Raw genomic sequence first — 13,987 nt, 5'->3', positions numbered from 1 at the left:
TCAGACCACCGCGCTGTCGGTCATCATTCAGAGCGCGATATCGCTCTCTTCGTGCTCATCCAGCCAGCCCTGGCGCAGTTCCGGCACTGCACGCTTCAGCCGCTCGTAGTACAGCTCGGTGGATGGCTTGTCGTAATCTTCACGCGCGACCTGCGTCACCATGCGGCCATTTTTCACCACGATAATCTCGTCACACACTGAACGAACGGCGTGCAAATCATGGCTGATAAACAGCACCGACAGGCCCAGCTCACGGCGCAGCTCGGTGATCAGATCCAGCACCGCCGCCGCAACCACGGTATCCAGCGCGGATGTCACCTCGTCGCAGAGGATCAGGTCCGGTTCGGCCGCCAGCGCGCGCGCCAGGTTAACACGCTGCTTCTGACCGCCGGAGAGCGACCACGGACGACGCCACAGTACGCTGCGCGGCAGGCGAACCAGGTCCAGCAGCTCCAGCATTCTGCGCTCCAGCGCAGGGCCGCGCAGGCCGTGGAACAGCTTCAGCGGGCGCTTGAGGATGGTTTCAATACTGTGCGCCGGGTTCAGCGCGGTATCGGCCATCTGGAATACATACTGAATGCGGCGCAGCTCGTTTTCCGGCCGCTTGTGCATATCGCCTTCGATATAGTGACCGTTAAACAGAATGTGGCCGCCGCAGGGCTTGTTCATCCCGGCAATCGCATGGGCCAGGGTGGTTTTCCCCGATCCGGACTCACCGATAATACCGATGGCCTGGCCGCGGTACAGGCTGAAGTTGATATCCTGCAAAATTTTCACTTTCGGCTGGCCTTCGGCGTCCAGCGGCCCATAGCCCGCCGACAGATCCCGCACCTGCAACAGCGGCTGCTCGGCTTCGCTGGCCGACAGCCACGGGCTCTGGCGCGGTTTCTGCCGGGCCGCTTCCAGCAGCTGATGGCTGTACTCGGCCTGCGGCGCACGCAGCAGCTGCTCGGTGGTGCCGTACTCGGCGATATTGCCCTTCAGCAAGACCAGAATTTTATCGGCCATCTGCGCCACCACCGCCAGATCGTGGCTGACGTAGATGGCGGTGGTGCCGCGCTGGCGCACCACGCGGCGGAAGGTTTTCAGCACTTCCACCTGGGTGGTCACATCCAGCGCGGTAGTCGGTTCATCAAGGATCACCACGTCCGGATCGCTAATCAGCGCCATAGCGGTCATCAGGCGCTGCAGCTGGCCGCCAGAAACCTGGTGCGGATAGCGCTCGCCGATGGTTTCCGGGTTCGGCAGCGCCAGCTCGCGGAACAGCTCCACCGCTTTTTTCTCGGCATCGGCGCGCTTCATCACCCCGTGGATGACTACCGGCTCCACCACCTGGTCCATAATTTTCATCGCCGGGTTAAACGAGGCCGCCGCGCTCTGGGCGATATAGGCGACCTTGTTGCCGCGAAACTGGCAAAGCTGGGATGGCGTGAGCGAGGTGACGTCGGTGCCGGCCACGTGTACGGTGCCTCCGGCAATCTGGCAGCCGTGGCGGGCATAGCCCATCAGCGCCAGCGCGATGGTGGTTTTGCCCGAGCCGGACTCGCCGATCAGCGCCAGCACTTCCCCTTTCTGTACGGTAAAACGAATATCGGAAACCAGGGTGATTTCCCGGCCGTCGTCGCTGTTGGCCGTCACCCGCAGGTTTTCGACGGACACCATCGGCGTGGCGCTGTGTGGCGTAATATTCATGCGGTCCCCTTAGCCAGCGTCAGCGGGCGCATTGCCTGCAGGCTGTCGATAAACAGATTGGCACCGATGGTCAGGCTGGCGATCGCCACCGCCGGCATCAGCACCGCCGGGGAGCCGTCAAACAGCCCCTGAAGATTTTCACGCACCAGCGTGCCCCAGTCGGCATACGGTGGCTGCACGCCCAGGCCGAGGAAGCTCAGGCCGCTGAGCATCAGCACGATGTAGACAAAACGCAGGCCGAAATCGGTCAGCATCGGGTGCAGCATATTCGGTAAAATATCGTGGATCGCCACGTAAAGACGGCTCTCGCCGCGCAGTCTTGATGCCTGCACGTAGTCCATTGAACGCAGGCTGGACGCCATGGCGTAGGCAATACGGTAGGCACCCGGCCAGTAGGTGATCACCGCCGTCAGGATCAGCATCGGCAGCGATGAACCGAACACCGCGACAATCATCAGCGCCAGAATTTTCCCCGGCAGTACCAGCATCGCATCATTGATACGGCCCAGCACCTCTTCCAGCCAGCGACCGGCGACCGCGGCCAGCAGCGCGAGCAGCGTACCCACCAGGCTGGCGAGAACGGCGGCCGTTAGCGCCAGGCCAATCGAGTAGCGTGCGCCAACCAGCACGCGGCTGAAGATATCGCGGCCCAGATAGTCGGTGCCAAACCAGAACTCCCGGCTGATATCGCCAAACAGCGGACCGGCACCGATATCCTCGACGTTATGCGGGGCCAGCGAGCCACCGAATATCGCCATAACGATCCAGAACAGGGCGATCAGCAGGCCGATGCGGCCGCTGATGTTGAGAGATTGAAAGAAGCGCCACGGCAGCGTGAGTGTGTTCATCAGCCCCTCCACTTAGGATTAAACGCAATGGTCAGCACATCCGCGGCCAGCAGCAGCACCAGGTAGCAGCAGGCGAAGAACATCACGCACAGCTGGACCACGGGCAGATCGCGGTTGCTTACCGCATCCACCAGCTGGCTGGCGACGCCAGGATAGCTGAAGATGCTTTCGATAATGATTACCCCGCCGAACAGGTAGGACAGACTCAGCGAGATGGCGTTGGCAATCGGCCCTACGGCATTAGGCAGCGCGTGGCGCAGCATGGCGCGCAGCGGCGAAACGCCTTTCAGCAGGGTCATTTCCAGGTAAGGACTGTCCATCTGGTTGACGATGGCGGCGCGAGTCATACGCGCCATCTGTGCCACCACCACGCAGCACAGCGTCACCACCGGCAGCGCGAAGGTGCGCAGGAAGCCAAGGAAATCCTGGTGGGTGGACCCCAGCGACATCGCCGGGACCCACTGTAACTTCACCGCAAAAATCAGCACGGCAACGGTCGCCACCAGAAACTCCGGCACCGCCACCACCGACATGGTGCCGACCACTAACGCGCGGTCCAGCATCGAACCGCGCTTCATGGCGGCTGCGATGCCGATGATCAGTGCCAGCGGCACCGATACCACGGTGGTGGTGGCCGCCAGCTGGAAGGTCGCCGGAATACGCTGCGACACCAGCTGGCTGACCGGCAGATTACTGGCGAACGAGGTACCAAAATCGCCCTGAAGCATTCCGGCCAGCCAGCCGAAGTAACGCGCAATCAGCGGCTGATCCAGACCCAGCTGTTGGCGCAGCGCCGCCACCGTTTCCGGGGTAGCTGACTGGCCAAGGATCATTTGTGCTGCATCGCCCGGCAGCATGCTGGTGATAAAGAACACCAGCATTGAGACGATCAGCAGCGTAAGTAAACCCGACCCTACGCGCCGGAATATCAGTTTGAAAATGTACCGATTCATCGCCGTTCTCCTTATCAGGAAGCGAGCCAGGCAAACTCGTGGAAGCGATAGCCCATCATCATTCCTGACGGCCAGGCCTCAACCCCTTTCACTTTGTTACTACAGCCGTCCATCGAACTGATGAAGGCCGGGATCAGCGTGCCGCAGTTGTCATACACCAGCTTCTGCATGTCGCCATACATTTGCTTGCGTTTGCCCTGGTCGCTTTCGCCACGGGCAGCAGCCACCAGTTGGTCGAACTGCTCGTTTTTCCAGCCGGACTCGTTCCACGGCGCGGTGGAAAGGTAGAACTGGGAGAAAAGCATATCCAGCGTCGGGCGCGGGTTGACCGAGCCGTAACCCACTGGATCTTTCATCCAGTGTGATGACCAGTAGCCGTCATACGGCACGCGACGCACGGAGACGTTCAGACCGGCCGAACGGGCAATCTGCTGGATCAGCTGGCCACCTTCAACGGCCCCTTCGATGTTCGGCGTGGTGATGATTTCCACTTTCGCGCCGACCATGTTGGCTTTTTTCAGGTGGAACTTCGCTTTGTCGATATCCAGCGGACGCTGCGGCAGCTCTTTGTTGTACATCGGATGCCACGGTGGAACCGGAGTATCGTTACCGACATCGCCGAAGCCCTGCAGCACGGTTTTGACGATCATTTCGCGCGGCTGTAGATACTTCATCGCCAGCACGAAGTCGGCGTTATTACCTGGCGTGGTATCGGTGCGGATGATCAGGTCGCTGTACATGCCGGATTTACTTTCCAGCACGTTGAACTTGCCGTTCTGCTTCAGGCGCTTCACGTCGTTGGCCGACAGGGTCGATACCATTTGCAGATCGCCGGACATCAGGGCATTCACGCGCGCGGCCGGATCGGTCACGCCCATCAGCTCCACTTCGTCCAGGCGCGGCAGGCCCGGCTTGTAGTAATTTTTGTTTTTGCTGCCGACGGTGCGCACACCCGGCTGGAACTCTTTCAGGGTGAACGGACCGGTGCCGATGGCTTTAGTAAAGTCTTTGGTGCCGTCCGGTACGATCAGGAAGGAGCTGGTCGCCAGAATCGACGGCAGGTCGAAGTTGGCCTGCTCCAGCACGATCTGCACCTCAGACGGGCTGACCGCTTGGAATTCTTTCATCTGTCCGGCCAGGGTGATGGCCGTTGACGCCACCGCCGGATCTTTATGACGGCTCAGGGAGTAAATCACGTCTTCTGCGGTCAGCGCCTTGCCGTTGTGGAAGGTCACGCCCTGGCGCAGTTTTACCTGCCAGGTCAGGCCGTCGCTGCTTTCAATGCTTTCCGCCAGCGCAGGCTGCGCCTTCAGGTCTTTATCCAGTTCGGTCAGGCCGCTGTAGAACATAAACAGGCGGCAGTAGTCGCCGCTGTTGCTGCCTTTGGCCGGATCAAGCGTGTCGCTGGCCGAGGCGTTGGCTACCGCTGCACGCAGCTTGCCGCCCAGTACCGGGGTTTCGGCCGCATAGCTGAACTCCGGGAAGCCAATCAGGCCGGTGCTCATCACCGCGCCCGCCGACAGCAGTTTCATCATGCTGCGGCGAGAGAGAGACACATCCGTAATGGCCTGGGTTAAGGACGGGTTAGCATGGCTAAATTCTTTGCGAAATTTACTCATCAGTACACCCCTAAAGCGTTGTTAATCTGCGATAACCTGTCTGAATCGGGCGGCGCCACTGCGCGGCCCGAAGCGGGCAGTTATCAGGAGAGCCGATCCTTAGCCTTGTAATACAGGCCCGCTACCGGCAGGAACCACGGTTTCCCAAAGTAGCCGGGAACCGCGGGCCAGCTGCTGCGCTGCCACGGATTGTTGTTGGCCTTTTCTGCTACCAGGTCGGCCATCACCCGCCCCATCCACACTGACATCTGCGTACCGTGACCGCTGTAGCCCAGCGAGTAGAACACCCCTTCGTGTTCCCCCGCGTGCGGCAGGCGGTCGGCGGTCATATCCACCAGCCCGCCCCAGCAGTAGTCGATCGGTACATGACCGAGGGAAGGAAACATCTTCTGCATACCGGCCTTCAGTACATCACCGCTGCGGGCATCGGAGGTCGGGCTGCTAATGGCGAAGCGTGCACGGCCGCCAAATACCAGACGACGGTCGGCGGTGGTACGCATGTAGTTGCCCAGATTCAGCGAGGTCACATAGGTGCGATCGCCCGGCAGCAGGCGGTTCAGCACGCGTTCTTCCAGTGGGGCAGTCACCACGACGAAACTGCCCACCGGAATAATGCGGCGCTGGAACCACTCAAACGGACCGATGTTGGAGCAACCGGTCGCCATCAGCACTTTTTCCGCCACAATGTCGCCCTTCACGGTACTGACACGGTGGCGATAACCGTTAAGACGGGTCAGTCCGGTCACCGCAGTGTGCGGATAGATGGCTGCCCCGGCGCGCGCGGCGGCTTCCGCCAGCCCGACGCCAAATTTACCCATATGCATCTGGCCGCCGTGCTGCTGCAGTAGGCCACCGTGAAAATCGGGTGAATCTATTTCACGCCGCACATCGTCGCGGCTGAGAATTTCCACATCCTGGTCAACATGGCGCTTCATCATCTCGCAGGCTGCGACCAGCGACGGCAGATGCGATGCTTTGCTGGCCAGCTTCAGCTTGCCGCAGCGGCGAAAATCGCAGTCGATCTGCTCATCCACCACCACGCTCTGCACGTAGTCCACGGCGTCAGCAAAGGCGCGATAGTAGCGGGTCGCCTGCTCAACGCCCTGGCTTGCCACCAGCGCAGAAAAGTTCTGCGCCACGCCGGTATTGCAGTGGCCGCCGTTGCGGCCCGAGGCCTGGCTCATCACCTGCCCCGCTTCCAGCACCACCACGTTAACGCCGCTGCGCGCCAGATTCAGCGCGGCAGAGATGCCGGTAAAGCCTCCGCCAATCACCACCACATCCGCCGTGGCCGGTAAGTCGCCAACGGTCGCACCGGTAAACTCGGGTGCGGTTGCCTGCCAGAATGATTCCAGTTTCATCGCCTGTTCCTCTGTGCCTTACAGCCCTACAACGCCCGGAAGACCGCCAATATCGCTGATTTCGGTGTATTCATAGGCCGGGTTGGCCGGTCCGTGCCCGCGGTTAACGAACACTTTGTTTTTAATGCCCAGATCGTAAGCGGTCATCAGGTCGTAGCGCAGGCTGCTGGAGACGTGCAGGATCTCTTCCGGTCCGCAGTTCAGCTTGTTGAGCATGTACTCAAAGCCTTTCATCTGCGGCTTGTAGGCACCTACTTCTTCCGCCGTGATGGTCATGTGAATTGGTGCACCCAGGCGCGGGATGTGGTTTTTGATCAGTTCATCGGTGGAGTTGGTCAGCAGCACCAGCGGGAATTCCTTCGCCACTTTCGCCAAACCAGCCGGGACATCAGGATGCGGACCCCAGGTGGCGCAGGCCGTCATAACCGCGTCGCAGTCGGCCTGGGTGCATTCCACGCCCCACTTGTTTGCGGTGCGGAACAGCGCGTTTGCTACCACCAGCGGATAGAGCTTGAAGGCACCCAGCACTTCATCCATACGGTAAACGGAGAAGTCGTCGGTGAACGCCCTCATCTGCTCCGGGCTGATGCGATCGGCGAAGATGGCGGCGGCTGCACCGGCCATATCGAAGTTGATCAGCGTGCCGTAGCAGTCGAAGGTGATAAATTTCGGTTTGAACACAGCCATTACGCTACCTCTTCAGAGTTCGGTGTTGAGTTAAGGGTTTCAGAAGTCGATCAGCACGCTTTTATAGCGCTGGCAGGCTTCAAACGCCTGGCGACCTAAATCCTTGCCAATGCCGGAGCCGTGGAAGCCACCGGTTGGAATAATGAAGTCGCCGGAGCGACCGTAGCGGTTGATCCACACCGTACCGGCGGCGATTCCGCGCATCGCGCGCAGGGCGCGGTCAATATTTTTGGTATGTACTCCGGCGCACAGGCCGTAGGTCGGATGTGATGCCAGCGCCAGGCCTTCGGCTTCGTCGTCGAAGATCTGCACGGTCAGTACCGGCCCGAAGATCTCTTCCTGCACCGCCGGGTTATCGTTGCTGACGGCGCTGAGCAGCGTGGGCTGCCAGAAGTAGCCTTCGCCGGTGTCGGCAAAGCGTTCACCACCAACCAGCACTTCGGCACCCTGCTGGCGCGCGCTGCTGACCACCGAGGCCACTTTCGCTGCCTGGCGGGCATCAATCATCGGCGCGTAGCGGCTGTTCTCATCCCAGGTCACACCGGGACGGAAGCACTGGCACAGTTCGATCAGTTTGCTGACCAGCGCATCGGCGATACCGCGCTGGACGATAAGCCGTGTACCGGCCACACAGGCCTGGCCGCCGTTGGCGGTAAAGCCGCGCAGAATACGTCCGGCGACTTCATCAATATCGCCCGCGTCGTCAAACACCAGCTGCGGGCTTTTGCCGCCCAGCTCAAGGGTCACCGGCTTCATGCCGTTAAACGCGGCGTCGCTCATAATGCGCGCCCCGGTGGCGGTAGAACCGGTAAAGGAGACTTTGCGCACCAGCGGGTGGGCGACCAGCGCGCTGCCGGTAACAGCACCGCCGCCCTGCACGATATTCAGTACGCCCGCAGGCAGGCCCGCCTGCACGGCCAGCTCGGCCATACGCACGGTAGAGAACGGCGTCAGCTCGGACGGTTTCAGCACCACGGCATTTCCTGCTGCCAGCGCCGGGCCGCATTTCCAGGACGCCATTGACAGCGGGAAGTTCCACGGGGTAATCGCCCCGATCACGCCGTAAGGTTCCGGCACCAGCATGCCAAGGCTGGCATCGCGGGTTGGCAGCACATCGCCGCTGTACTTATCGGCACATTCGGCATAGAAGCGAATGGCTTCGGCGGTAAACGGGATTTCATGGTTAATCACGTCGCTGATCGGGCGGGTCGATCCCAGCGATTCCAGCTGCGCCAGCTGGGTGTCGCTGGCGATCAGGTCGGCCCAGCGCCGCAGTACCGCACCGCGCTGGCGCGGCGGGCAGCTGGCCCAGCCGCTTTCGCGCACCGAGCGATCCGCAATGCTGACTGCTTCATCCACCTTCTGCGCGTCGGCTTCATACAGCTGCCCGGCAGGCAGGCCGTCGGAAGGACGATTCACCAGCAGCGCACTGCCTTCTCCGGCCTGATGCTGGCCGTTAATGTAGTGCCCTGCGGGTAATGCTATTTTTTCCGGGTCAAAACTTAGCATGTTGAATCCTTATTCAGATCGGGCCGGAAGATTATTTATCGGCACCTTATCTGGCTGGCTGACTAACAATGTTTTCGGCTTTGGTTATTCGCCTTTGTATTAAGTAATGCAGAAAGTATGCCAGTCAGCTAAAAAATAAAAATGCGTAAAACAGACGCCAAAAAAATTTTGTGCCGTAATAGCGGGGTATTTTTTACAGTTAAACCGACTATTTAAATAGATGATTTTCATCACAAAATGAACGCACCATGATGGTGATTCTGGTACTAAAACTGCACCAGAGAAGAGCAGAGACAATATTGATTTTGATTAAGTGATAGCCATCACAAATAAAAAAGCCCGCACCATTTTGGGGTGCGGGCTTCGTCGAAGAATTTAAAAAAAAGTATTTACAAGCTGCCGAAATGGAACGCCTTGGATTCCAGATATTCTTCAATACCGTAACGGGAGCCTTCGCGGCCTATTCCCGAGAGTTTAATGCCGCCAAACGGCGCAACCTCAAGCGAGACGGAACCTGTATTAAATCCGACCATTCCGAATTCCAGCGCTTCGCCCACTCGCCACGCCCGGCGTATATTTTCGGTGAAGAAGTAAGCACCCAGACCAAATGGCGTATCGTTCGCCATATTAATCGCTTCCTCCTCCGTATCAAAAATAAACAGCGGTGCAACCGGGCCGAAAGTTTCCTCATGGGCAATACGCATTTGCGTGGTGACGTCACCCAGAACCGTTGGCGCAACAAAGGTGCCATCGCCGCTGCTGACGCCGCCGGTCAGTACCGTCGCGCCGAGCTGTTCGGCATCGGAGATATGGGCATTCACTTTTGCTACCGCCGCCGCATTGATCAGTGGGCCGATGGTGCTGCCGTCGGCGAAGCCGTCACCGACCTTCAGCTTCGCCACCTCGGCCAGCAGACGCTCCACCACCTTTGGATAAATGCCGCGCTGCACCAGGATGCGGTTGGCGCAAACGCAGGTCTGACCGGCGTTGCGGAACTTGCTGATCATAATGCCGCTGATGGCGATATCGAGGTCGGCATCGTCAAAGACGATGAGCGGCGCGTTGCCGCCCAGCTCCAGGCTCAGGCGCTTGATGCTGTCAGCGCTCTGCTGCATCAGCAGCTGGCCCACGCGGGTGGACCCGGTAAAGGAGATTTTCCGCACCGTGCGGCTGCCAGTCAGCGTTTCGCCGATCTCTTTCGGCAGGCCGGTCACCACCTGCAGCACACCTGCCGGAATACCGGCCCGCTGGGCCAGCTCAACCAGCGCCAGCGCCGACAGCGGCGTCAGTTCGGAAGGTTTGACGATAATCGGGCAGCCCGCCGCCAGTGCCGGTGCGACTTTACGGGTGATCATCGCAATGGGGAAGTTCCACGGCGTGATGGCCGCCGCGACGCCTACCGGCTGCTTCAGCACCAGAATACGGCGATCTTCGCTCGGCGCGGGAATGGTATCGCCATAGATGCGGCGCGCCTCTTCGGCAAACCACTTGACGAAACCGGCACCGTACAGCACTTCGCCTTTGGCTTCCGCCAGCGGCTTGCCCTGTTCAGCGGTCATGATCACCGCCAGATCGTCAGCGTTATCGAGGATCAGCTGATGCCATTTCTCCAGCAGCAGCGCGCGGGAGGCATTGGTGGTTTTGCCCCAGCTTTTGCGTGCCGCTTCCGCATAGTCAATCGCCCGCTGAGTCTCTTCGGCACCCAGTGCAGGGATGGTACAGAGCACTTCACCGCTGGACGGGTTAATCACCGGCAGCGTTTCACCATTAATCGCGCCCTGCCAGGCTCCGGCATAAAAGGCCTGCTGGCGCAGCAGGGTGGCGTCCCGTAAACGTGATGCAAACATGGCAACTCCTGAATAGGTTATCGATCCTCTGTTATCCAATGTAGCGGAGAGCGAGCAATGTATGCTGCGCTATGCGGCGCAGGGATACGCCCGGAAAAGGGTTTTCGATGGCGAAACGAAATTTTATGCCGTGGGCGAATTTCGCCATGGCCGGGCGACAATCAGCGCCAGCAATACCATCCCGGCGGCCAGACCAAAAGTGACGCTCAGCCCGCGCGAAGCCGCATCCACCGCGGGAAGATCCCGCCCCACCGTGGCATAAACTGTCGCCATCAGCCCTGCACCGGCGATAAATCCCAGATTGCGGCTCAGATTCAGCATGCCGGAAACTCGCCCGCGCCGCGCCGGATCGGCCCCTTTCAGCAATGCGGTATTGTTGGCGGCCTGAAATAACGCATAACCTGCCGTCAGCAGCATCAGTCCGATGGCATAGCCGCTGCGGCCCATCGCCTGCGGCAGTTCGGTCAGCAGCCCGCATCCGGCCGCCACCGCCAGCAGGCTACACGCGGTGGCTCGGGGCGAACCAATGCGATCCACCAGCTGCCCGGCGGGCAGACCCGTGGCTACGGCAACCAGCGGCCCCAGCGCCATCAGCATACCGCTCTGACGCGGGCTGAGATGCAGGCCAGCGGCAAGATAAAACGGCCCAACCACCATCGTGGTCATCATCACCGCCGCCACCACCAGGCTGAGCAGCAGCCCGGCAATCAGCGCCCGCTGGCGCAGCAGCGGATTCAGCTTACTCCCCGCCGTTGACGGTGAAGGTGGCATGACGCCTGCATCAGCCGTTGCGCCTGAACGATCTATGGCTGCCGTGTCTGCTGGCATTACCGATGCCGGACTTCCGGCTTTCGCGGTGGTTACTGCTGCGGTTTCACCTGCCTTGTCAGAAGCGGAACCCTTCGGCGACAGCAGACTGTGCCGGATCAGCAACCACAGCAGCAGGCCGGGCAGCAGATTAATCAAAAACAGCGCCCGCCAGCCAAACGCCGCCACCAGCACGCCGCCAAACGCCGGTCCCATCGCGGTGCCGAGCGCCGACAGCGATCCCATCACGCCCATTGCCCGCCCGCTGCGATCGGCCGGAACCACCTGCACCACCAGCGCGAGGCTGTTCACCAGCATGATTGCGCCCCCCAGCCCCTGGATCAGCCGCGCGGCAATCAGCCAGCCGAGGTGACCGGCCAGCCCGCAGGCCAGCGAAGCTAAAGTGAACAGCAGCACACCTGCGGCCAGCAGTCGCTGGCGGCCAAAGCGATCGCTCAGCCAGCCCATTGCCAGCACCGAACCGGTCACCGCCAGCAGGTATGTCAGTACCACCCACTGGACCTGGGAAAACGAGGCGTGAAAGAACGCCGCAAGCGCGGGCAGGCCGATGTTGGCGATGCTGCTGCTCATAGAGGAGAGCATGGTGGTCAGCGCCAGCGCGCAGAGCGCGGCGGATGAATAAGGTGAAGATTGATAACAGGTCTGGCTCATGGATGCCTCTCCATATTGATTTACCCGCAGCCTAAACCCGTTGCTGATAAGGCGGAAGATGCACGAATTGCAGGTTATTCGTGCATGTAACGCCATCTCATTGTTGCGCTGTGCTAACATCAGCGTATGAGCAAACCCGATCTGAACCTCCTCTTTACCCTCAATGCGCTGCTCAGCGAAGGCAGCGTGGCGGCCGCCGCACGCCGATTGCAGCTCAGCCCCTCCGCCATGAGCCGCTCGCTGGCACGTCTGCGGCAGGTGACCGGCGATCCGCTGCTGGTGCGCGCCGGACGCGGGCTGGTGCCAACGCCGCGCGCGCTGGAGCTAAACCAGCATATTGCCCGCCTGGTCGATGAGGCGGAAGCGGCGCTGCGCCCCGCGGCGGCGCTGGATCTGGCGACGTTGGATCGCATTTTCACCCTGCAAACCCGTGATGGCTTTGTGGAAAACTTTGGCCCGGCGCTGGTTGCCCGCGTACGCCGGGAAGCACCCGGGGTGCGGCTGCGCTTTGTGCCCAAGCTGACCCGCAGCAGTCAGACGCTGCGCGACGGCAGCGTCGATCTGGTCACTGGCGTAGTAGACGCCGAAGCCGGGCCGGAACTGCGTACCCGTCTGCTGTTTGAGGATCGGCTGATTGCGGTGGTGCGGGAAGGCCATCCGCTGGCGGACGTTCCGCTGACCGTGGCGGGCTATGCCGCAGGGGAACATATTTTGACCGGGCGCAGCGGTGAGCTGAAAGGCAGAGCGGATGAGGCGCTGGCAGCGCTGGGCCTTGAACGGGATATTATCGCGATTGTTGACGGTTTTTCCGCCGCGATTGCGCTGGCGCGGGGATCGGATTTGATTGCCACCGTGCCGTTGCGCTACACGCAGAACCTGCGCCACGGCACCGTCATCCTGCCCCTTCCCCTCCCGCCGCTGACCATGAAAATATCGATGATCTGGCATCCGCGAATGGATGGCGATCGCGCGCACGCCTGGCTGCGCGACTGCCTGCGGGAAGTGTGTCATGCCGAAGACGTTACGATCGGTTCCGGACCTCGATAGCCTGCTTCAGGCTGGCGGCATGGAATGCGCGATCGATGGCAGCACCTTCACAATAAACCTCGCCAACAGGGCAGATCGCACACCTGTCCATTGTTGCCTGCGGCAGGCTGACCCATACTGAAACGCACGTTCGAACGCAATCAACGCGATAACTTAACGTTAATGCATTAAATAAAAGGATGAATATGACTGATTCTAAAAAAGCATTGATCGTCGGCGCTTCACGCGGCATCGGTTTGGGTGTAGTGGACGTACTGGCAAAGCGTGGCTGGCAGGTAACGGCAACAACGCGGGCGGCGGTGCCGGAAAAAAGCCCCGCAGCGGTGGAATGGGTCACACTGGACATCAATCAATCCGCAGCCCGGGAAGCGGTCAAAAACACGCTTTCCGCCCACCATTTTGATCTGATATTTATCAATGCAGGCGTGTTTGGCCCCGACCATCAGGACATTCATCAGGCGAGTGATGAAGAGATTATTCAGCTGCTGTTAACCAATGCCATTTCCCCCGTTCGCACCGCGGCTGAATTTATCCCGCTGCTGAATCACCGCACCGGCGTGCTGGCGCTGATGAGCTCGGAGCTTTCCAGCCTCAACGAGAATGAGATCGCAACCTATCCGCTCTATTCCGCCAGTAAAGCCGCGCTGAATATGCTGACTCGCGGGTTGCAGGAAGCGACGGAGCAGCAGGAGCTGACGCTGTTGTCCATTCATCCGGGTTGGGTGAAAACCGATATGGGCGGCGAAAATGCCACGCTGACCGTAGAAGAAAGCGCCACCGGGATTGTCGACCAGTTTGACGCCTACCGTGGCAAAGGCGGCCACCATTTTGTGGAATATTCCGGCCGTAAACTGCGCTGGTAAATTTTCTCTGCCGCCCCACTGGCCCGCTGCGGGGATTTTCGACAGTGGCACAATTCGGAAATCCCCAATATAATCAGCCCAC

The 13,987-nt window shown here is 60.3% G+C and carries 11 protein-coding genes; 2 read left to right on the top strand and 9 right to left on the bottom strand.

Annotated elements, in window-relative coordinates:
- Positions 1-27: 27 nt before the first annotated feature.
- From IBT47_RS13230 to IBT47_RS13190, 9 genes are all read right to left on the bottom strand, one after another.
- On the bottom strand, positions 28-1,692 hold the full coding sequence (locus IBT47_RS13230) for an ABC transporter ATP-binding protein (protein ID WP_200560777.1): 1,665 nt from the start codon (positions 1,690-1,692) through the stop codon (positions 28-30).
- Positions 1,689-2,540 carry an ABC transporter permease gene (locus IBT47_RS13225; RefSeq protein WP_105594841.1) on the bottom strand — a complete coding sequence of 284 codons (852 nt, stop codon included), beginning with the start codon at positions 2,538-2,540 and terminating at the stop codon, positions 1,689-1,691. The genes IBT47_RS13230 and IBT47_RS13225 overlap by 4 nt, the downstream gene beginning before the upstream one ends.
- Positions 2,540-3,493 (bottom strand): ABC transporter permease, encoded by a 954-nt coding sequence (locus tag IBT47_RS13220; RefSeq protein WP_105594840.1) that lies wholly within the window; start codon positions 3,491-3,493, stop codon positions 2,540-2,542. Before IBT47_RS13220 ends, IBT47_RS13225 begins: the two co-directional genes overlap by 1 nt.
- Before the next feature lie 14 nt (positions 3,494-3,507).
- The gene (locus IBT47_RS13215) at positions 3,508-5,112 is read right to left on the bottom strand and encodes an ABC transporter substrate-binding protein (protein ID WP_200560776.1); all 1,605 of its coding nucleotides are present in this window, start codon (positions 5,110-5,112) and stop codon (positions 3,508-3,510) included.
- An 83-nt stretch (positions 5,113-5,195) separates the two neighbouring features.
- Positions 5,196-6,473 carry an FAD-binding oxidoreductase gene (locus tag IBT47_RS13210; RefSeq protein WP_200560775.1) on the bottom strand — a complete coding sequence of 426 codons (1,278 nt, stop codon included), beginning with the start codon at positions 6,471-6,473 and terminating at the stop codon, positions 5,196-5,198.
- 18 nt (positions 6,474-6,491) lie between these two features.
- Complete coding sequence (locus tag IBT47_RS13205; protein ID WP_200560774.1) at positions 6,492-7,160, bottom strand: haloacid dehalogenase type II; 669 nt, start codon at positions 7,158-7,160, stop codon at positions 6,492-6,494.
- 39 nt (positions 7,161-7,199) lie between these two features.
- Positions 7,200-8,669 (bottom strand): aldehyde dehydrogenase, encoded by a 1,470-nt coding sequence (locus tag IBT47_RS13200; protein WP_105594836.1) that lies wholly within the window; start codon positions 8,667-8,669, stop codon positions 7,200-7,202.
- A 389-nt stretch (positions 8,670-9,058) separates the two neighbouring features.
- The gene (locus tag IBT47_RS13195) at positions 9,059-10,516 is read right to left on the bottom strand and encodes an NAD-dependent succinate-semialdehyde dehydrogenase (RefSeq protein WP_200560773.1); all 1,458 of its coding nucleotides are present in this window, start codon (positions 10,514-10,516) and stop codon (positions 9,059-9,061) included.
- 123 nt (positions 10,517-10,639) lie between these two features.
- Positions 10,640-11,995: an MFS transporter gene (locus IBT47_RS13190; RefSeq protein WP_200560772.1), complete on the bottom strand. Its 1,356-nt coding sequence runs from the start codon at positions 11,993-11,995 to the stop codon at positions 10,640-10,642.
- A gap of 126 nt (positions 11,996-12,121) precedes the next feature.
- On the opposite strand from IBT47_RS13190, the gene IBT47_RS13185 reads away from it, so the two are divergent.
- Both IBT47_RS13185 and IBT47_RS13180 read left to right on the top strand, forming a co-directional pair.
- A complete protein-coding gene (locus tag IBT47_RS13185) occupies positions 12,122-13,042 on the top strand; it encodes a LysR family transcriptional regulator (RefSeq protein WP_200560771.1) in 921 nt (306 codons plus the stop codon).
- Positions 13,043-13,227: 185 nt separating this feature from the next.
- Entirely contained in the window at positions 13,228-13,905 is a 678-nt protein-coding gene (locus IBT47_RS13180; protein ID WP_200560770.1) for an SDR family oxidoreductase, read from the top strand.
- The last annotated feature ends 82 nt before the right edge of the window (positions 13,906-13,987 follow it).

The sequence above is a fragment of the Erwinia sp. S43 genome, from assembly GCF_016624745.1.
Lineage (GTDB): Bacteria > Pseudomonadota > Gammaproteobacteria > Enterobacterales > Enterobacteriaceae > Erwinia > Erwinia coffeiphila.
The sequence above is the reverse complement of the archived record's forward strand: the minus strand, read 5'-3'. Positions and strand labels throughout refer to the sequence as shown.